Source organism: Campylobacter sp. LR291e, assembly GCF_008633915.1.
Classification (GTDB): Bacteria; Campylobacterota; Campylobacteria; order Campylobacterales; family Campylobacteraceae; genus Campylobacter_D.
This window is the reverse complement of record NZ_VJNV01000022.1, coordinates 48,742-68,391: the sequence shown is the minus strand read 5'-3', so window position 1 is coordinate 68,391 and position 19,650 is coordinate 48,742. Positions and strand designations below refer to the sequence as shown.

At 30.3% G+C, this 19,650-nt stretch carries 17 protein-coding genes and 1 pseudogene; 5 read left to right on the top strand and 13 right to left on the bottom strand.

The genetic code is table 11. The features are described from left to right. Positions 1-16 precede the first annotated feature (16 nt). The 13 genes from FMM58_RS04370 to rpsU form a co-directional block, all read right to left on the bottom strand. A complete protein-coding gene (locus FMM58_RS04370) occupies positions 17-1,189 on the bottom strand; it encodes an acetyl-CoA carboxylase biotin carboxylase subunit family protein (protein ID WP_150180437.1) in 1,173 nt (390 codons plus the stop codon). Positions 1,190-1,191: 2 nt separating this feature from the next. Beyond that, the gene (locus tag FMM58_RS04365; RefSeq protein ID WP_150180436.1) at positions 1,192-3,168 is read right to left on the bottom strand and encodes a motility associated factor glycosyltransferase family protein; all 1,977 of its coding nucleotides are present in this window, start codon (positions 3,166-3,168) and stop codon (positions 1,192-1,194) included. Positions 3,169-3,261: 93 nt separating this feature from the next. Further along, positions 3,262-3,885: a formyltransferase family protein gene (locus FMM58_RS04360; protein ID WP_150180435.1), complete on the bottom strand. Its 624-nt coding sequence runs from the start codon at positions 3,883-3,885 to the stop codon at positions 3,262-3,264. A gap of 24 nt (positions 3,886-3,909) precedes the next feature. Beyond that, entirely contained in the window at positions 3,910-4,365 is a 456-nt protein-coding gene (gene pseH, locus FMM58_RS04355; RefSeq protein ID WP_150180434.1) for a UDP-4-amino-4,6-dideoxy-N-acetyl-beta-L-altrosamine N-acetyltransferase, read from the bottom strand. Then, a complete protein-coding gene (gene pseG / locus FMM58_RS04350) occupies positions 4,362-5,186 on the bottom strand; it encodes a UDP-2,4-diacetamido-2,4,6-trideoxy-beta-L-altropyranose hydrolase (RefSeq protein WP_150151062.1) in 825 nt (274 codons plus the stop codon). The genes pseH and pseG overlap by 4 nt, the downstream gene beginning before the upstream one ends. Then, the gene (gene pseF, locus FMM58_RS04345; RefSeq protein ID WP_150140051.1) at positions 5,170-5,865 is read right to left on the bottom strand and encodes a pseudaminic acid cytidylyltransferase; all 696 of its coding nucleotides are present in this window, start codon (positions 5,863-5,865) and stop codon (positions 5,170-5,172) included. The genes pseG and pseF overlap by 17 nt, the downstream gene beginning before the upstream one ends. Before the next feature lies 1 nt (position 5,866). Beyond that, the gene (locus FMM58_RS04340; protein ID WP_150140050.1) at positions 5,867-7,582 is read right to left on the bottom strand and encodes an ATP-binding protein; all 1,716 of its coding nucleotides are present in this window, start codon (positions 7,580-7,582) and stop codon (positions 5,867-5,869) included. A gap of 8 nt (positions 7,583-7,590) precedes the next feature. After that, positions 7,591-8,073: a hypothetical protein gene (locus FMM58_RS04335; protein WP_150140049.1), complete on the bottom strand. Its 483-nt coding sequence runs from the start codon at positions 8,071-8,073 to the stop codon at positions 7,591-7,593. Next, a complete protein-coding gene (locus FMM58_RS04330; RefSeq protein ID WP_150151065.1) occupies positions 8,070-8,561 on the bottom strand; it encodes a YajQ family cyclic di-GMP-binding protein in 492 nt (163 codons plus the stop codon). The genes FMM58_RS04335 and FMM58_RS04330 overlap by 4 nt, the downstream gene beginning before the upstream one ends. Beyond that, positions 8,551-9,483: a D-2-hydroxyacid dehydrogenase gene (locus tag FMM58_RS04325; RefSeq protein WP_150140047.1), complete on the bottom strand. Its 933-nt coding sequence runs from the start codon at positions 9,481-9,483 to the stop codon at positions 8,551-8,553. Before FMM58_RS04325 ends, FMM58_RS04330 begins: the two co-directional genes overlap by 11 nt. Then, positions 9,483-10,652 carry a glutathionylspermidine synthase family protein gene (locus FMM58_RS04320; RefSeq protein WP_150140046.1) on the bottom strand — a complete coding sequence of 390 codons (1,170 nt, stop codon included), beginning with the start codon at positions 10,650-10,652 and terminating at the stop codon, positions 9,483-9,485. Before FMM58_RS04320 ends, FMM58_RS04325 begins: the two co-directional genes overlap by 1 nt. 11 nt (positions 10,653-10,663) lie before the next feature. Next, on the bottom strand, positions 10,664-11,239 hold the full coding sequence (locus FMM58_RS04315; RefSeq protein WP_150140045.1) for a UPF0323 family lipoprotein: 576 nt from the start codon (positions 11,237-11,239) through the stop codon (positions 10,664-10,666). A gap of 112 nt (positions 11,240-11,351) precedes the next feature. After that, entirely contained in the window at positions 11,352-11,564 is a 213-nt protein-coding gene (gene rpsU / locus FMM58_RS04310; RefSeq protein ID WP_150140044.1) for a 30S ribosomal protein S21, read from the bottom strand. A gap of 187 nt (positions 11,565-11,751) precedes the next feature. Here rpsU and ccoG point away from each other — a divergent pair, with 187 nt between their 5' ends. From ccoG to FMM58_RS04285, 5 genes and pseudogenes are all read left to right on the top strand, one after another. After that, entirely contained in the window at positions 11,752-13,131 is a 1,380-nt protein-coding gene (gene ccoG, locus FMM58_RS04305; protein WP_150140043.1) for a cytochrome c oxidase accessory protein CcoG, read from the top strand. Beyond that, the gene (locus FMM58_RS04300) at positions 13,118-13,747 is read left to right on the top strand and encodes a TetR/AcrR family transcriptional regulator (RefSeq protein WP_150151331.1); all 630 of its coding nucleotides are present in this window, start codon (positions 13,118-13,120) and stop codon (positions 13,745-13,747) included. Before ccoG ends, FMM58_RS04300 begins: the two co-directional genes overlap by 14 nt. A 175-nt stretch (positions 13,748-13,922) precedes the next feature. Then, positions 13,923-15,020 (top strand): annotated as a pseudogene (locus tag FMM58_RS04295) (efflux RND transporter periplasmic adaptor subunit); the annotation flags it as partial. Between the two features lie 72 nt (positions 15,021-15,092). Beyond that, the gene (locus tag FMM58_RS04290; RefSeq protein ID WP_150151337.1) at positions 15,093-18,212 is read left to right on the top strand and encodes an efflux RND transporter permease subunit; all 3,120 of its coding nucleotides are present in this window, start codon (positions 15,093-15,095) and stop codon (positions 18,210-18,212) included. After that, on the top strand, positions 18,205-19,650 hold the full coding sequence (locus FMM58_RS04285) for an efflux transporter outer membrane subunit (RefSeq protein WP_150151340.1): 1,446 nt from the start codon (positions 18,205-18,207) through the stop codon (positions 19,648-19,650). The genes FMM58_RS04290 and FMM58_RS04285 overlap by 8 nt, the downstream gene beginning before the upstream one ends.

Below are 19,650 nucleotides of genomic sequence, written 5' to 3'. Positions count from 1 at the left end.
TATTATAAAAATAAGTTTAAATTTTTATAGCTTGTAAATTTTGTTCTATAAAGGGTTTTATGTCTTGGTCTAAATCAAGTTTTATATAATAATACCCATGAGAATCTGTTAAAGAAGATGGGTAAGAAAATTTGGTATTTTCATTTGCTAATATATGTTCTTTTATGAAAAGTTCGGGTTTATATTGTTTTAAAGCTTTATAAAATTCATAGTCTTTTTTAGTATAAATAAAATAATCCAAACAAGTACAACTAGGCTTAATTGATATAGGTTTTAAGGGCTTTTTTAAGGTAGCATCAAGTAATAATTGTAAATAATTAATATTTAAGGAATTTTGCATTAAAAAATCTCGCAAACCACCCATTCTACTAGCAATCTCAATTACACTTATCTCCTTTGTATCAGGGTCAAATTTAATCTCAATATGACTTGCCCCATAACAAATTTCAAAGGCATTTAAAATTTTTATAGCAAAATCTTTTATTAAATTTTCATCATCCTTATCTAATCTTGCTGGCATTAAATGCATGGTTTCTAAAAAATCATCTTCAAATTCGCCTCTTCTAAAATACTCCCTTGTTATAGCTAAAACTTGGTGCTTTTTATTTGAACTTATGCACTCAATGCTTACTTGCTTACCCTTTAACTCCTTTTCTGCTAAGACTATCTTATTAAAAGAAAAACTCAGTGCATTTTCAAAGGCATTTTTTAAATCCTTTTTATCATAAATTTTAACCACTCCCCTACCTGCACTCCTATCGCTTGGCTTTATAACAACAGGAAAGCTTTTAATCTTTTCTAAGTCCTTTTCTTCTTTTAAAATGATGTATTCAGCACTTTTTATATCATGCTTAGCAAAAATTTTTTTCATACGAAGTTTATCGGTAGTATTTAGAGCACATTCATAGGAATTTGTTCCTAAATTTAGATGCTCTCCAACAAAACAAGTGCTTAAATTTCCAAGTTCAGTAGCACAAGTTGCAATGCCTATTATATTGTATTCTTTGGCTAGTTTTAAAATTTCTTCTTTTTTATCTATTGAGATTAAATGAAAAATATCAGCTAAATCCCTACAAAAGCAATCTTCATTATAATCAAATAAATGAACTATAAATTCTTTCTTGGCCAATAAAATCAAATCAGCTTGTAAACTTCCTCCACCTATTACAAAAAAATGCCTTTTTTCCATGCTTAACCTTGTAATTTTAAAGCTAATTTATTGAAAATTTTATCTCTGTATTTGCTAAGCTTTCTTTCTTTTATGATATTTTCAAGAGGGGTTAAATTTTCAAAAACGCTATTTTGCATAACATTTAAGTGCCCATAAATTTCATCAAAATAATTTAAATGCGTATTAATCCAAAAAATCTTTTTTTGCATGATCTCTGCTTCATTTTGTGGATTAAAAACATACAGTTTAGCCATATTTAATTCATTTTGATAAAACAAGGCTTGAAACATATCTGATAAACAAGACTCATCTACTATTATTTTTTTAAGCTTATCTATCTCATTAAAACTATACTCAAAGATAAATTTTTTCTCTTCTTCATTTGCGTTATTTATGTTATTTAAGGAATTTATGATACTATTTTTAATTTGGATAATTTGCTTTTTAATATCTTGTGCTATACTTAAATTTTTAAAGATTCTAGCATAAGCCCTAAGTAAAAACTCATTTTGTTTAGCTAGACAAAAAGGTGTTAAGCCCCCCCCCTTAACTAAATCATCCTTTAAAAGCTTGTTGCATACTTGTAAAAAAGGCTCTTCAATGCACTCTTCAATACGTGCTCCACCTTCTGTGCAATTATAAGTTGTAATGCCAAAATATTTACTTTGTACTATGTGTTCTTGTAGGGTTATACGAAAGATATTCCAAGCATTTCTTGTAGAAACTTCTCCCTTGCCACCATAGGCCTTTACCTTTAAGCTATAATCTATCTCGTGTTCTTTGCCAGTATAGCCACCATAATTACCATAAACATGTCCACTAGCATGGGTGCTTCCATCATCGCTTGAAAATGCTAAATCCTGCCCTATTAAAATGATATTTTTAAAATTTAACATACAAGCTAGACCAAAGGATAAATGGGCTACGCTTTGACCTGAGTTTAAGTATCCAAAATGATTAAGCCCTAAGCTATCAGAAAAGCTTAGTTGTCTTAATGCTAAAATATAATTTCTATTATTTTTTTCTAAATTTTCTATGCTTTGTTTATGGATTAAATGTGAGAATATAAAGACTATATCCTTATCAAATTCCTTAAAATCATTGTCAAAATATCTTGCAGTTGCAACAACTCTTTCTAAGGATAAAACATAATCAGGTCTTATTCCATGCTTATAAAGTATAGGATAAGCACTATCTGCTACAAATAAAACTGCCTTGTTTTGAACTTCTTTAAGTAAAGGAAGCTGTTTTACCAAACTAGGACCTGTTGCTATGAGAATGGCTGTTTGATTACCACTAACCTTTCTTGTTTTAATCAAGCTTTCATGGCTTGGATGAGTTATCATTTTATCAAGATTATAAACTAATTGATTTATGCCTATTAGGGCGTCATTAGAATCATTTCCTTGATTTAATATAACATAATGGATTATTTCTGCTATTTTTTTATTAAAATCAAGAATTTCTTGATGAAATTTTTTTTCATAGTATTTTGAGCTAAGTTCTAAAAAATATACCCTTAAAAAATAACGCATAGGGATACTTCTAAATAAGGTAGTTAAGACAAAAGAATTAGTATCGCTATGATTGATATCAAAAAGTATGATTTTGTCATCCTTTAACTCCTTACTAAAATCCACCAAATGAAAGATTGTCCAAATAATCTCTATGTCTTGTTCAAAAACTATGATATGCTTTAAGTACTTATTTTGCAAAAGCAATTTAAATAAAATTCCATTGCCAAAGCCAAAAAAGTATAAAACAGGGTAAAAAATATATTTTTGCTTGTAAATTTGCTGCATTGAAAGTGTTTCTTGTAAGGCATTATCATATAAAAAATCATCACCCTTTTTTAAATTTATATCAAGCGAATCTTCGCCTATAACTACTTTATAGGAGCTTGATTTTATATTTTGAAGTGAGATTTTTAAATTCTCATTTAATAAATTATTAAGATTCTTATCAAAAATTTGCTTTTGTGACTTTGTAAATTTCATAAAATAACCCTTTTTTGTATAGCTAAAATTATAATTATTTAATCCATAATTTTAGCTAAAATTTAAAAGGTTTTTTTTTGATATTTTCAAATTTCAATCTTGGCGATAAATTTTTAAAATATACTTCTTTCCATTTTTGTAAAAAAAGGCTGGGAATTCTTCATTAGAACAAATTCTAAGTAGATTAAATTGCGAATTTATACTTTTTTTAATGTTAAGTTCGCTATCTTTTGGATTTCTTTTCTTGCAAAAACTCTCAACCCCATTTTGCTTTTTAAGCTTAAAATTTGGATAAAGTTTTAAAAAATGAAGACAAAGTTTTATTACAAATTCCCCTTGCTTTGTCCTTAACTCATCATATAACTCATCGCCCTTTAAACGCAGGGTCTTTTTAAAATAAATATCCCCACTATCAACATTTATATCAGCCTTTAAACAAGAAAAAACTATATTTTTATAATTTTTAAGTATTTGATAAAACATAGGGGCAAAGCCCTTAAAGGCAGGTAAATTTGAAGCGTGAATTACTACATTTTCTTTATTTTTCAATAAGGTTTTTTTATCTATAATCTTATGATAACTTAGTATAAAAACTATGTCGTAATCTTTTATATCATCATGCGAATAAAAAAGCTTACTATCTTTAATCTTTTTATTTAATTTTTTAGCAAAGGGTATAAACCATTGATTTTTACTAGTTAATATAGCTATTTTCACGAGGCAAGCCTCTCGTAAATTAAGCTAACCCCCCCCATTTAAGCTAAGATAAATCATATTTTCATCCTTTTTTATAATCTTAAAACCATGCTTTAAATAAAGTGTTAAAGCCCTTTCATTGTCCTTAAACACCCTAGCATTTAAATTTTTTAATCCTAAATTTTCAAAGGCATATTTTTTAATCTCTTTCATTAAAATAGTCCCAAAGCCCTTTAAATAAGGATTTTGATACATACCAAATTCACAACTTTGCTTATTTATATTTACAAAATCAATAACGCCTAAAATTTCATCATCATCAAAGACTAAAAAATATTTTTTGCTTTTATCATTTTTTAAATTTTCAATAAATTCTAAGTGAGTTTTTAAAGAAATTTCTTTTGTATGCATAAAAGAGGCGATTTTTTTATCATTCCTAAACATTAACACAAGATAAAGTTCAGCCCTATTAAGCTTAGTAAAATCCTTTAAAAATATCATTGTATAAACTCCACCTCAATGCCCTTTTGAACAAGCCAGTTTGCAGTTGGCAATTGATTATCCACATAACAAATAGCCTTAAAATTTGCCTTTAAAAGTAAGGCCTCATTTACCAAAGAACTTGCACTTATAATAAGCTTTTTACTTTCATGCATAAGCTTTGCGATATTGTCATAATTTACAAATAAGCTTATATTTTCATTTTCATTTGCAAATCTTCTAAGCCCTTTTAAATGAGCATTTGAACTACTTGTAGCAATGGCGATTTTTTTATCTTGGGGCAGGTCTTGGGCTATTTGTATGCTTAGATTTTTAATGTCAGTGCCTCCTAAGCAAATAAAAAAATCATAAATTTTCTTTCTTTTTTTCTTTACCTCTTCATAAAATTCATCTCTAAACAAGGCATAGGAAAAACCGCATCTTCTTTCACATTTAAAGGGTACTAGTCCATCATAATCACTTGCCTTTGCAAAGGCATTTACATTTAATAAAATATCGCAAAAATGTTCTTTTATGGTATCATCAAAGCTTAAAATTTTAACGCCCGTTTCAAGCTTTATAAGCTTTTCATCATTTGCACTAATATTATAATTATCTATAATCAAAAACTCAAATTTTTCAGCCTTTATTAAATTTATAAGTTCAAAAATGCTTTCATTTTCAAGTATAAAGATCTCGTAAGGAATTTCTTCAATTAATGCCCCTTCTAGATCAAGACAAGCAAAGCTAACCTCGCTATATTGTTTAGCTAAAACAAGGCACCTTTTAATATGCCCAAAGCCTATTTTTGAAGAACTATCCACCCTAATTAATGTTTTCATAATTTGCCTTATAAAGCAATTTTGCAAATTCTAAATCTTGCATGGTATCTATATCACAAACTAATTTTTTAGGCAATAAAAATACGCTAGAATGTGGTCTAAACATTATATTTTCACTTAACCACTCACTAGCCTTTCCAAAATAAAAAGCCCCACTATCATGGTATGCCTTAGTTAAATCTTGTGAGCGGGAGTTATAATATCTTTCATCAAACATAGAAACTTGAAAGTTCTCATCAAGCTTAAAAGCCCTTTGTATAGGATAATCAAACTCAGTTGCTGCAAATAAAAACTTGCTTTTATTTTCCTTAAATCTTTCAAAAGCCTTTTTTAAAATATCAGCGTTTATTAATGGAGCAGTTGCGTATAGACAACACACAGAGTCTAAATTTTCGCCACTTTCTATAAGCTTTTTAATGTTTTCTTTAATCACCTGAGAAGAAGTAGTATAATCATCACTTAAATTCTCATCCCTTAAAAGTGCCTTTGCTCCAAATTTAATACCAGTTTGTAAAATTTCATCATCATCACTACTTACAAAGATCTCGTCAAAAATCTTAGAATTTAAAGCATTTTCAACGCTATAAGCAAGTAAGGGCTTGCCACAAAAATCTATAATATTTTTTCTTGGAATTCTTTTTGAACCACCACGTGCAGGTATAATGCAAATATTTTTCATATCAAAAGCCTACAATCTTGCTTTTATCAAAGCTTGAGTCAAGTTCTTTTCTAATGCTATCTAAAAAATCTTGCATTAAAAATTTACCCTCCTTTGAAACTGCAGCCCTTAAGGCAGTGTTTTTAATAACCATTAAAATTTGAGCCCCACTTAACTCATAATTTGCAAGTGTTTTTAAGTTAAATTCCTCGTCAAATTCCACATTTTTTGGTAAAAATTTTTGCCACATTTTAAGCCTGTCTTTAAATTCAGGCTTTTTAAATTCTATTTTATAGTCAAAACGTCTTGAAAACGCACTATCAAAGCTTTCTAAAAAATTTGTAGTGGCTATTAAAACCCCATTAAATCTTTCTATTTGTTCTAAGAAAATATTTTGCATTTGATTATGCATCTTATCGCTACCACTACCCCCACTAATCCTAGTGCTTAAAAACTGGTCTGCCTCGTTTAAAAGTAAAATAGGACTTTGTTTACAAGAATTACAAACATGTTTATAGGTATCAAAAATCTTACGCACATTTTGTTCGCTTTCTCCAACCCACTTACTTAAAATTTTAGAACAATCAAAGCTTAAAACGGCTTTTTTCATTGATTTTGCTATGCTTAGTGCTGACATTGTCTTACCCGTTCCTGCAGGTCCATAAAAAATAATCTTTGCTTCTATATTTTTATTTGTCTTAATACCCCAAGAATTTAGCCTTTCGAGCACCTTTTTATCTTGTTGTTTTAAGATATTTGCAAGCAGTATTTGCGTATTTTCAGGCATGATTACATCTTTTATATCTGTGCTTGGTTCAATTAACTCAAAAATATCTTGTTCTTTAATAGCATTTTCAAGCTTAATCTTAGCACTTTGCTTACCCCTAACATTAATAATTCTTTGCAAAATATCATCGCTTATAAAAAAGCTTTTATTAATCTGCCCGAAATTACTAAAAAACTCATCGCCTTCAATTAATCCATTATCTATAAGCTTTGAGCCCTCATCTAAGAATTTTTTATTTTGCCTTAAATCAAGCTCGTTTTCACTTATCAAAGATAAAAGCGAATTTAACTCCCTATTGCTTGAATTTTCATCGCTTAGGGTATATTCTTCTTTTAAAAGGGCTATGAAAATGATTTGTTCTTTTTTTTCTAAGGCATATTCTTTAAAAATAGCGTTTAAAACATTGTAAAATTTACTTTTTTTAAGGCGAGTTTTTATGTATTTTTCAAAATTAGCAATCTCTTTTTTAAGCTCTATATTATAGGAATTTGACTTCATAAAGCTTAGTTTTTCATAAAATTCAATCCTAGTAAATTCGTCCTTTAAATATTCTAAAAAATCAGTATAAGCTTCGGTTTTATCAAGGCTGATTCTAGGCTTATTTTCTAAAAATTCCAAAAAATACTCACTTAAACTTAAATCATTTTGCAAAAGACTTAATTTTGAATTTTGAATTTTATTAGAATTAATAGCTTTTAAAAAGCCAGAACTTTGCACTATAAAACCTCTTGCGATTAAATTTTTAACATCTTGTAAATAATCTAAGAATTCATAATTTTTATTTTTAAAGGCTGTACTAAGCAAGGAAGAGGTATTTACGCTTGGATTTGCATTGACATAATTTTTACAAAGTTCTTGAAGTATCAAACCCTCATTTTTAGAACATTTAAGCTCCTTGAAAATTTTTGTTTTTTCAACGCTCATTGTTAAAAATTCCCTAAAATCTTGCATAATCTTTCCTAAATATAAAGCAAACGAATGCTAGTGTGTGAGATATTATCCCTAAAATTAATGCCCTCGTCACATTTTTCATATAAAATTTCATAATTTTTAGAGATTAAATTTTGATAAAAACCACAATCTGTATTAGTTAAATTCTTACCATTAAATAAAGGTTTTAAAAGCAAAATATCCTCTAAAAACTCATCATAATAAACATTTTTAAAAAATTTCTTATTAAAGCTAGTTTTATCATAACAAACGCCACTTGTACAAATTTTATCACTTATATTTAATTCAAAAAAGGCCCTGCCAAATTTATATACTTCTAAATGTATTTTTTGTTTATCTTGCTTTAAAAAACCATTATCATTTAGCCTAATGTTAGGTGAAAAAATAAAAATAGAAACGCTTTGTGAAGTAAAATTTTCATTCTTACTAGCACAAGCATTTAAAAAAAGCCCTATAAATATCAAGCATAAAAAGATAAATTTTTTTTTCATTTTAGGTTTTTAAAACTTAGTGTTAATTCTAAATTTAAGCCTTTAACAAGGCTAATTACAGCTTGCAAGTCATCAATTTGCTTAGCTACAACGCGAATTTCATCCCCTCTAATGCTAGAATTTACCTTTAATTTACTATCTTTTATAGTCTTATTAATCTTTTTTGCATTCTCGCTATCTATGCTTGAGTTTACCTTTAAATTTAAAGAAAACATAGCCCCACTTTCCTTTGAAAGTTCTTTAATAGCATTTGAATTTAAACCTCTTTTAATAAGCTTAGATATTAAAATATCCTTTAAAATTTCAAGCTTAGTCTCGCTTGAACTTCTTAATTTAAAGATATTTTGCTTTTCATCAAGTAAAAACTCAGTCTTTACGCCCTTTAAATCGTAGCGATTTTCAACTTCTTTTTTTGCTTGTTCAAGGGCGTTTTTAAGCTCTTGTAAATCAACACTAGCACTTATATCAAAACTATGTTCACTTGCCATTTGCTACCCATTCTAAAAGATTAGTATAAACAATTTTCATTAAGGCCTCCACAGCTTCTGTGCTAGCCCAAGCAACATGAGGGGTTATGATTAAATTTTGTTTATTTTTAATGCTTAAAAGTGGGTGATTTGCTATCATAGGTTCTTTTTCTAGCACATCAAGTCCAACTCTTATATTTTTCTTATCTATAACCTTAGCTAAGTCCTCTTCATTTATAATGCCACCTCGCCCCATATTTATAAGTATAGCATTTTCTTTTAAAAGCATTAATTCTTTTTCTTTTAAAAGATTTTTAGTATTTTCATTTAAGGGTGCGTGTATACTTATAACATCACAAGTTTCAAGCAATTCTTCAAGATTAACTTGATTATAATTTGAATCGTTATTTTTTCCACTTGTTGAATAATAGCAAAGATTTGCCCCAAAGGCACTTGCGATTTTTGCTACTTCTTTTCCTATAGTCCCAAGTCCTATGATACCATAATTTTTAGCTTGAATAGAGGTTAATATAGCACTATAATCAGTAAAAATTTCACTCCTAGTCCAATTGCCATCCTTTACCCATTTATCATAATAAACTATTTGATTTAAAAAGGCAAAAATCAAAGCAAAAGTGTGCTGTACTACGCTTTTTGTAGAATAACCAGCTGCATTTTTTACTATAATATTTTTTTCTTTTGCATATTCTAAGTCTATATTATTAACCCCTGTTGCAGTTTCTAAAATAAGCTTTAAATTTGTATTGCTAAGCACTTCTTTATCCATGATAATCTTATTAACCATGGCTACATCTGCCCCTTGCAATCTTTCTATAACCTTATCTTTTGGCGTTGTTTGATAGCTAATAAACTCGCCAAAATTTTGAAACACACTTAAATCATAATTTCCCAAGGTTGCCGCATCTAAACATACAATTTTCATTAATTCTCCTTTATAATATGTCCTACAAATTTTGAAACATTATCAATAATCGTCCCACCCTTTCTAAAGCCTAAACCACAGCCTTCAAAGGCAAAAAATACTCCAGCTTGATAAAAATTATCCTTGTGAGTATTAAAAGTAGCTAAGGCTTGATAAATGCAAGGATTATTGCCATACGGGCCGATATTTTCATGCACTATTTTTTTATTTTTAACTATGCTAATATTTGCCCCTTCTCTGCCAAAAAAAGGCTTTTTTACATAATCACCTTGTAATGGTTCAAAGCTTGTTTCAAGCAATAAGGGGTGATTTGGGTAAAGTTCCCATAAAATTTTCATTATGCCCTTACTTTGAAAAAGCAAGGTATATGCTGGATTTAAAATAATAGCCTTTTGATTACGCATTATTTGAGTTAAAAGCATGGCTAATTCGCCTTCTTCTATAGCTATATCTTCCCAAGGGATAAGCTTAAACCAGTATTCAAAATTCTCATTATTTTTAAAAATTCCATTCTCTGAAAAATCCACCTCATCAACATAAGCAAAACTCGTTTTAAAGCCACTTTCAATGGCTATATGTTGTAAAAGCTTAGTGGTAAGTTCTTCTTCTTTATTGCCTGCTATGCTTGAAAAAAGAATTTTCCAACCCCTATAAAGTTCTTCAAAATTTTCGACATTTTCTTCTAGGCTAATTAATCTTTTAAAATTATCCATTAAGGCTTCGTAAATATTATTAAATTGAGCACTTTCATCAAGATTATTTTGTTTTAAAATCGCCCATTGTAAAATAGCACTTTCAAATAAAGAAGTAGGCGTATCAGCGTTAAATTCAATTAATTTTATAGGCTCATTATCAAGCCCACCTGCAAAATCAAAACGACCATATAAGTGCCAGTGCACATCATTTTCCCAGCTCATTTTAATAGCATCAATTAAATTAAAAGGGATATTAAGTTCTGAAAATCTATTATTATCAATTACATTTTGTGCTGCATTTACAAACATATCATAAAGTTCATTAGCGGCCTCATAATACGCATTTGCTTCTTTGTGACTAACGCAAACTAAGTTATTATCTATATAATCACTTCCATCTGTATCAGTATGCCAAGAAAAGCCCATATTTTCTAAATAATCTTTTTGTAATTTTTCAAGTTCTAAAAATTTCATTTTATTGACCTTTAAGAACCAAAAGAAGACGAGGACGAACTTTTTGAACCTCCACCAAAAAAGCCTGATTTTGTGCTACTTTTAGCACCTGCATTATTAAAGCTATTTACACTTCTTTGATAGGCACTTTGATTTGAAAAAGCCCCTCTTTGTTGATTCGCAAAATTTTGATTATTAAAAAGCTTTGAACCTATCCAGCTACCTAAAATAGCACCAGCTGCACTAGCTAGTAAGGTTTCGCCTAAGCTTAAACCTCCGCTACTTAATTGGGCATTATCGCTTATTAAAGCCGAGGTGTTATTGTCAATCCTAGCTGCTTCTTCTTTTATCAAAGCATCCATTTCTTGTTTACTTAATACCCTTTCACTGCCATCAAGTTGCTTTAAAACTACCCTTGTTTCATCGCTTGGAAATTGGTCTTTTATTTTGTATTGATTTGGGGCTATTTCTTCTATTATCACAAAGGCACCTTGTTGTGCTTGTTGGACATTTTCTTCTGTACTACAAGCTGTTAAAACACCACCACTAATAGCAGCAATGCCACCTAACATACTAATTTGAATAATTTTTTTGATATGTTTATTCATATTTTTTCCTAAATTTCAAAATTGTTAAATTCTAGCAAAAAAAAATAAATGCAAAGATTAAAAATATTTTTTAAATTATAAGAATAAAAAGCCCTTAAAAAAGGGCTTAATTTTAGAGTCTTGATTCGTAACGTCTTAGCAGATAAAGTCTTTTAAGCATTTTTTTACGAGCTGAAATTTTTTGTTTTTTACGAATTTCAGTCATAGGCTCAAAAAAACGTCTTGCCCTTACTTCTGTAACTACAAGATTCCTATCTACTTGCTTTTTAAATTTACGATAAGCCTCGTCAAAACTTTCATTAGGATGCACCTTGATACCTGGCACTATCCTCACCACCTTTCTGTATAAATTTTGTAAAAGCTAAATTATATTATAAAAATATGAATTTAAGTTTAAGCCTAAAAAGTGTATAATCGTGTAGTTTTTTTTTTTTTTTTTGATATTTTAACACTATTTAAGTCTTATTTTATTTTTTTAGTATTAATATCACAAAAAATGAGAAGGAGTGCTTATGAAAGCCTGTATTACTAATTATACAAATAAAAGGTATATTTTTTATATACTTGCTACTATTGTTATTTTTGCCTTGCCCTTTATTAGAGTTAATAAAAACCATTTCTTTTTACTTAGTTTTGACCACAAAAAATTAAATTTATTTTTTGTAGCCTTTGATACTCAAGAACTTTACTTAATGCCGTTTTTGTTGATACTTTTATTTTTAACAATATTTTTTATAACAACATTAGCTGGTAGAATTTGGTGTGCGTGGTCCTGTCCACAGACAATTTTTCGCGTTATTTATAGGGATATTATCCAAACTAAACTACTTAAAATTAGAAAAAATATTAAGGATAAACAAAAGGAATTTCAAGGACAATTTGTTAAGAAATTTATAGCTGGTATTTTGTTTTACTGCGTTTCTATTATAGCAGTGAGTAATTTATTATGGTATTTTATACCACCAGAAGATTTTTTTGCTTATATTCAAAATCCGGGCGAACATATGCTTTTAATAGGGATTATCTTTTTTGCATCTTTGTTTTTAAGCTTTGATATTATGTATTTGCAAGAAAAATTTTGTATTTATGTGTGTCCTTATGCAAGAATACAATCTGTAATGTTTGACCATGATACCATTCAAGTAATTTATGATGAAAAAAGAGGAGGGGTTATTTATGATGGGCATACAAAATTACATAAAAAGCCGCCTCAAGGAGAATGTATAGGTTGCGAGGCCTGTGTTAGCGTGTGTCCAACACATATTGATATAAGAAAGGGTATGCAACTGGAATGTATTAACTGCTTAGAATGTGCTGATGCTTGTTCTAAAATTCAACTTAAATTTAATAGACCTTCTTTGATAAATTGGACCAGTGCAAAGTCCATTGAAACAAGGCAAAAGGTAAATTATTTTAGATTTAGAACCATTGCTTATGTGGTAGTTTTAAGTATAGTTTTTATAGGCTTATTGATTGCAAGTACGAAAAAAGAGCATATGCTTTTAAACATAAATAGGGCTACTGAACTATATCACATAGAAAAGAAAAATGATAAATTAGAAGTAATTAATGCTTATACTTTCTTATTCCAAAATACTGATAATAAAGACCACCAGTATTATTTTGAAGCCATTTTAGAAGGCATTGAAGGTGGGATTGAAATAGTAAGTCCTAGTAAGCCATTTACCTTAAAAGCAGGTGCAAATACTAAAAAAGTAGTAACCCTAAGGGCTACAAAAAAACTTGCAAATGATGATAAAAAAGATACTATCATTCCTTTACACATAAGGGCTTACGCAGTTGATGATGAAAATATAGTTGTGTTTAGAGAAAGTATTTTTTCTTATCCTAAAAATACCGAATTTGACAAGTTTAAAGATGAAAAAAAATAAAACTCCAACGCCAAAGGCAATAGCTAGGCAAGAAAAGATTAAAGAAGTAGCCCTTGAGTTATTTTTAACCAAGGGTTATGAGAAAACTAGTATTAACGATATTATTAAGTTATCGGGTGGTTCTTATTCTAATATTTATAATACTTACAAAAACAAAAAGGACTTATTTTTAGTTATACTAGAAGAAAGAACTACAAAGCATTTTGAGAATGTTACAAAGCATTTAGCAAAGATAAAAAATAATGATTTAAAGGATATTTTGTATCGTTTTGGATTAGCCTTTATACAAATTTTTAATGATAACAATACTATTACGCTTGGTAAGATAATTTACTCGCAAGTTTATAGCAAGGATAAATTAATAGCTACTTGGTTTAACAAAAATAGGTCTAAATTCATAGACCAGCTTTTAGCAAATTATTTTAAACAACAAGATAGTAAATTTTTAAGTGAAAATGCGCTTGAGTTAGCTGAGTTATTTTGTACTATGATAAAGGACCCAAATTATAATTTAAGCGTATTAATGGATAAAAAGCTTTTAAGTAAACAAGAACAAAAAAAACGCGTAAAACTTGTAGTTGAAATTTTTTTAAGTGGTATAAAAAATTTAAAATAATTTTTTTCATTAACCATTATATTAACCAAATTTATGTAAACTACATTTTTTTAATTTAGTAATAACAATTACTTTTTTAACAAATCGAAGTTTTAAGGGACTTAGAAGGTTTATAAAACAATCGTTAAATTACAAATACTAAAATATAAAATTTTAAAAACAGAAAGGTAAAAAAATGAACTTTGTAAATAAAAATATATGCTTTACACTACTTGCAACCTTATTAATAACAGCTTGTGAAAAACCAGCCCCACAAGCTTTGCCACCACAAGGAGTTAACATAGTAATTGCTATACCTGAGGATTTACCTTTAAAATTTGAATATCCAGCCCAGTTAGTAAGTGATTATGATGTAGTGATAAAACCTCAAGTTAATGGGGTCATAATGGAAAAATATTTTAAGGCGGGTGACTATGTAAAAAAAGGGGATAAACTCTTTTTAATAGAACCTTACAAATACAAAGCAGCAGTTGATGCAGCCTGGGGTAAGGCCTTACAAGCTAGGGCTGATTTTGACAATGCTGAAAAAGACCACGAAAGAAATAAAATTTTAATTGCTAAAAATGCTATATCTCAAAAGGATTTTGACACAAGCCTTGCAACCTATAAAAGCACTAAAGCTACGCTTGAAAGTGCTAGGGCTGATGTTTCAAATGCTAAGATTGACTTAGATTATACTGAGATAAAAGCACCCTTTGATGGCATGGTAGGCGATGCCTTAATTAATGTGGGCGATTATGTAATAGCATCTAGTACTGATTTAGTTAGGGTTACGAATTTAAACCCTATCTATGCTGATTTTTACATTTCTGATACAAATAAATTAAATATAGAAAGAAATTTGCAAAATGGAAGATGGGATTTGCAAAATTATAAGGTTTCTTTTAAAACGGCTGAAAGAGAATATGAAGGCGAGCTTTATTTTATTGATTCAGTTATTGATTTAAAAAGTGGTTCTGTAAAAGCTAAGGCCGTGTTTGATAATTCAAATTCTGTTTTATTACCAGGTACCTTTGTAACTCTTGCAAGTGATGGTTTTATACAAAAGGGTGGTTTTAAAATTCCACGCATTGCTTTGATGCAGGACCAAAAAGAAAATTATCTTTATACTATCTCCGAAGAAAGCACGGTTAAAAAGAATGTTGTTAAGGTAAGTTATCAAACAAGTGATTACGTGATTATTGAAAGTGGTATAAATGAAGGTGATAAGGTTATAATTGATAATTTCAAAAAAATCGGTGCTGGAAGTCCTGTTAGAGAACTTGGAGCACAAGAAGAAAATATTCAAGCCCATATAGCTAGTGAGATTGCTAGTGAAAATAACGAGACAAATTAGGAGCTAGCAATGTTTTCTAAATTTTTTATAGAAAGACCTGTTTTAGCTTGTGTTATTTCTATTATAATCACGCTAGCAGGTGCTATGTCTTTAATATCCTTACCTATAGAACAATACCCCTCACTAACCCCTCCAACAGTTAGTGTTAGTGCTACTTATACAGGTGCTGATGCTGCAACCATTGCAACAACCGTTGCTACGCCACTTGAAGAACAAATTAACGGCGTGGATAATATGATTTACATGGAAACTACAGCAAGTGCTGGTACTATGAGAATGACTGTTTATTTTAGGATAGGAACGGACCCTGACCAAGCTACAATAGATGTTAATAATCGCGTTTCAAATGCTAGTTCTAAACTACCAGAAGAGGTAAAAAGACTAGGTGTTACGGTTAGAAAGGCAAGTTCAACTACACTTGAGGCCCTAACCTTAGTTTCAACTGATGGAAGTATGAATTCAACAGAAGTTTATAATTATATAGTTTTAAATGTCTTAGATGACTTAAAACGCGTTCCAGGTGTTGGTGATGCTACAGCAATTGGTAATAAAGACTATTCTATGCGTGTATGGCTTGACCCTGACTTATTAAATAAATATCAAATCACAGCTAATGAAGTGCTTAGTGCAATTGATGACCAAAATATGCAATATGCCACAGGTAAGATAGGAGAAGAGCCTGTAATTAATAAGTCTCCTTATGTTTATCAAATCACTATGCAAGGGCAACTTAGAACGGTTGAGGAATTTGAAAATGTAATTTTAAGAGTAAATAGTGATGGTTCTTTTTTAAGATTAAAGGATGTTTCAGAAGTAGAGATAGGGTCTAAACAATATGTTTCTCAAGGTAGAGATACAGGTGGGGATGCTGTGCCTATTATCATAAATTTACAATCTGGTGCAAATTCAATTGAAACAGCAAGGCTTGTAAGTGAAAAAATGGAAGAACTTTCAAAAACCTTTCCAGAAGGCTTAATATATAGAATTCCTTATGATACTACTACCTTTATCATAGATTCTATAAAAGAGGTGGTAAAAACCTTTTTTGAAGCCCTAGTTTTAGTTATTTTGGTTATGTATATGTTCTTAAAGAATTTTCGTTCTACCATTATCCCTATGATAGCCGTGCCTGTTTCTATTATAGGGACCTTTGCAGGACTTTATGCCTTAGGCTTTTCTATAAATTTACTTACCCTTTTTGCTTTGATTTTGGCTATTGGTATAGTTGTTGATGATGCAATTATAGTTGTGGAAAACATAGATAGAATCATTCACCAAAACAAAGATATATCCATAAAAGATGCGGCCATTCAATCCATGAAAGAAATGACCTCACCTGTTGTTTCTATAGTTTTAGTACTTTGTGCTGTGTTTATTCCTGTGTCCTTTAACTCAGGCTTTGTTGGCGAAATTCAAAAACAATTTGCCCTAACTCTAGCTGTTTCAGTGTCAATATCAGGCTTTGTGGCACTTACCCTAACGCCTTCACTTTGTGCTATGTATCTAAGAAGAACTCATGAATCACCCTTTAAATTTGTGGAAAAATTTAACGCCTTTTTTGATTGGTCGACAGAGGTCTTTGTAAATGGGGTTCGTTATGTTTTGCATAGATTAAAATTATTTGTTATATTATTTTTTATCTTTATAGTAGCAACCGTTTTTTTATATACAAAAATTCCTACCTCATTAGTGCCTGTGGAAGATCAGAGTGTATTTATAGCCATTACAAATTTACAAGCAGGTTCGTCACTAAATAGAACGGTTGATTATATAGATAAAATGGACGGGGTATTTAAACAAGACCCCGTAATTAAAGATAGTATGGCTATGATAGGTTGGGATATATTAACTTCATCTTTAAAAGAAAATTCAGGGGTTGCCTTTGTTAATCTTAAAGATATAAAAAATAGAAAAGAAACCGCCTTTGATGTTACAAATTCTTATAATAGAAAATATGCTTATAATACGGAAGGTCAAACCTTTTTCATTAACCCACCACCAATTCAAGGTCTTAGTATAACAGGTGGCTTTGATATGTATGTGCAAAATCGTAGTGGTAAAACTTATAATGAGATTCAACTTGATGTAAATGAGTTAGTCCAAGTAGCAAGGGCTAGACCAGAACTTTCTAATGTGCGTACAACGCTTGATACAAGTTATCCTCAATATAAACTAGAAATTGATAGAGATAAACTTAAATTTTATAATCTTACTATGCAAGATGTCTTTACAACGGTTGCTTCTACTATAGGAACTTATTATGTAAATGACTTTTCAATGTATGGAAAGAATTTCCAAGTAAATGTTAGGGCTAAGGGTGATTTTAGAAATACCCAAGATGCCTTAAATAAAATTTATGTTAAATCAAGTGATGGCAATATGATACCTCTTGATGCAATTTTAACACTAAGTACTTCAAGTGGTCCTGATGATGTTAAAAGATTTAATCTCTTCCCAGCTGCCCTCGTACAAGGCGACCCTGCTACTGGTTATACCTCAGGTCAAGCCATTCAAGCAATCTCTGAGGTGTCAAGTGAGGTTTTAGGAAGTGATTATACTATTGCTTGGTCAGGTACTGCTTATCAAGAAGTAACAAGTTCAAGCGATGGGCAAATAGCCTTTGCTATAGGACTTGTTTTCGTGTTTTTAATCTTAGCAGCCCAATATGAAAGATGGCTTATGCCAGCAGCAGTTATTACGGCCGTGCCTTTTGCGGTGCTTGGGTCTTTGTTGTTTACTTATTTAAGGGATTTTAGTAATGATGTATACTTGCAAACTGGACTCTTACTCTTAATAGGACTTTCGGCAAAAAATGCAATATTAATCGTGGAATTTGCCATGGAGGCACATTTAAGAGATGGAAAAAGCATATTTGATGCTAGTTTAGAAGCTGCTAGACTTAGATTTAGACCTATTGTTATGACCTCCTTAGCCTTTGGTCTTGGAATTGTGCCACTAGTTGTAGCAACTGGGGCAGGTGCGGCAAGTCGCCAATCACTTGGTACCGGACTTCTTGGAGGCATAGTAGCAGCATCTACCATAGCAATCTTTTTTGTACCTTTATTTTTCTATCTACTAGAAACCTTTAATAAATGGCTTGATAAGAAAAAAGGAATAATAAATGAATAAGTTACACATTTTAATTTTAATTTTTGCCTTGTTTTTTACGGCTTGTTCTTTAAAGCCTAGATTAGTAATACCCGAGGCAAATTACACTGCAAAGGATGATAATACAAGCCTTTCTAAACAATGGTGGAGAGGCTTTGAGGATGAAAAATTAAATAAACTTGTAGAACAGGCCTTAAAAAATAATACCGATTTGCGTATTGCTTATATTAACCTTGAAAAAGCAGCCGCGCAACTTGGTATTGAATTTAGCGATTTATTGCCTAAAATTGATGCTACTGGAAGTGGGACTAGGGCTAAAACTTCAAAAAATGCCCCAAGCAATCAAACAAATAATTTTGTATATGGCAATGATTTTATCCTAGGTCTTCAAATGAGTTATGAACTTGACTTATGGGGTAAATATAGAGATTCCTTTTTTGCAGGACAAGCAGCCCTAAGGGCTAGTGAATTTGACTATGAGGCCTCTCGTTTGTCTATTATTGCAAGTGTGGTACAAGGATATTTTAACCTAGCAAATGCTTATGAAAATATGAATATCTTAAAAGAAACTTTGGATGCTTATACACAAACCTATGAGATAAAAGAAATTCAATTTGAAGCAGGTAGCATTGATGAGTATGAGTTAGAACAAAATAGGGCTGAATTACAAAGCGTAAGGGCTCAATATACAAGTGCCATTGCCACTAAGGAAAATTACTTAAAGGTGCTTAAAATTTTAATAGGAAGTGATGATTTAGATGATATTTTATATAATGAACAAGATTATACTAAATTTGCAAAATATTCCCTATCTTTGCCCGAGGGCATTAGTAGTGAAATTTTACTTCAAAGACCTGATATTGGTGCAGCCTTACAAACACTAACACAGCAAAATTACCTTGTAGGTGTGGCAAGAACTGCCTTTTTGCCAAGCATTTCTATAACAGGACTTTTTGGTTTTGAAAGCTATGATTTAGACCTTTTATTAAAAGATGGTAGCAAAACCTGGAATATAGGTGGTAGCTTTACCCTGCCTATTTTTAGATGGGGTGAAATTTGGCAAAGTGTAAATTTAGCTAAACTTGCAAAGGATGAGGCCTTTTTAAATTATGAAAACATACTTAGAACTGCCTTTGCAGAAGTGCGTTTAGCCTTAGCCCAAAGACAAACAAGTATGCAAAATTATGAAAATTATAAAACCTTGCTAAGTTCTCAAGAAAAAATTTATGACCTAGCAAGTATTCGTTATGAAAATGGCAATATTCCACTTATAGAATATTTAGATGCTAGAAGAAATTTACTTAATGCTAGAATTTCCTTTGCTAGTGCAAATTACGATATGGCAAATGCTATTGTTGAAGTAATTAAAGCCTTTGGAGGTGGCTTTAAGGCAGACGATAAGATAGGTGATAATATAGAAGAAGATGCTAAGAATTTAAATTTTTCATTTAGAGAGTAA

Excerpts from the sequence above, each read along its gene's own strand:
- FMM58_RS04370 (WP_150180437.1), bottom strand. The coding sequence starts at position 1,189 with ATGGAAAAAAGGCATTTTTTTGTAATAGGTGGAGGAAGTTTACAAGCT.
- FMM58_RS04365 (WP_150180436.1), bottom strand. The coding sequence starts at position 3,168 with ATGAAATTTACAAAGTCACAAAAGCAAATTTTTGATAAGAATCTTAAT.
- pseH (WP_150180434.1), bottom strand. The coding sequence starts at position 4,365 with ATGATATTTTTAAAGGATTTTACTAAGCTTAATAGGGCTGAACTTTAT.
- pseG (WP_150151062.1), bottom strand. The coding sequence starts at position 5,186 with ATGAAAACATTAATTAGGGTGGATAGTTCTTCAAAAATAGGCTTTGGG.
- pseF (WP_150140051.1), bottom strand. The coding sequence starts at position 5,865 with ATGAAAAATATTTGCATTATACCTGCACGTGGTGGTTCAAAAAGAATT.
- FMM58_RS04340 (WP_150140050.1), bottom strand. The coding sequence starts at position 7,582 with ATGCAAGATTTTAGGGAATTTTTAACAATGAGCGTTGAAAAAACAAAA.
- FMM58_RS04335 (WP_150140049.1), bottom strand. The coding sequence starts at position 8,073 with ATGAAAAAAAAATTTATCTTTTTATGCTTGATATTTATAGGGCTTTTT.
- FMM58_RS04330 (WP_150151065.1), bottom strand. The coding sequence starts at position 8,561 with ATGGCAAGTGAACATAGTTTTGATATAAGTGCTAGTGTTGATTTACAA.
- FMM58_RS04325 (WP_150140047.1), bottom strand. The coding sequence starts at position 9,483 with ATGAAAATTGTATGTTTAGATGCGGCAACCTTGGGAAATTATGATTTA.
- FMM58_RS04320 (WP_150140046.1), bottom strand. The coding sequence starts at position 10,652 with ATGAAATTTTTAGAACTTGAAAAATTACAAAAAGATTATTTAGAAAAT.
- FMM58_RS04315 (WP_150140045.1), bottom strand. The coding sequence starts at position 11,239 with ATGAATAAACATATCAAAAAAATTATTCAAATTAGTATGTTAGGTGGC.
- ccoG (WP_150140043.1), top strand. The coding sequence starts at position 11,752 with ATGAAAGCCTGTATTACTAATTATACAAATAAAAGGTATATTTTTTAT.
- FMM58_RS04300 (WP_150151331.1), top strand. The coding sequence starts at position 13,118 with ATGAAAAAAAATAAAACTCCAACGCCAAAGGCAATAGCTAGGCAAGAA.
- FMM58_RS04290 (WP_150151337.1), top strand. The coding sequence starts at position 15,093 with ATGTTTTCTAAATTTTTTATAGAAAGACCTGTTTTAGCTTGTGTTATT.
- FMM58_RS04285 (WP_150151340.1), top strand. The coding sequence starts at position 18,205 with ATGAATAAGTTACACATTTTAATTTTAATTTTTGCCTTGTTTTTTACG.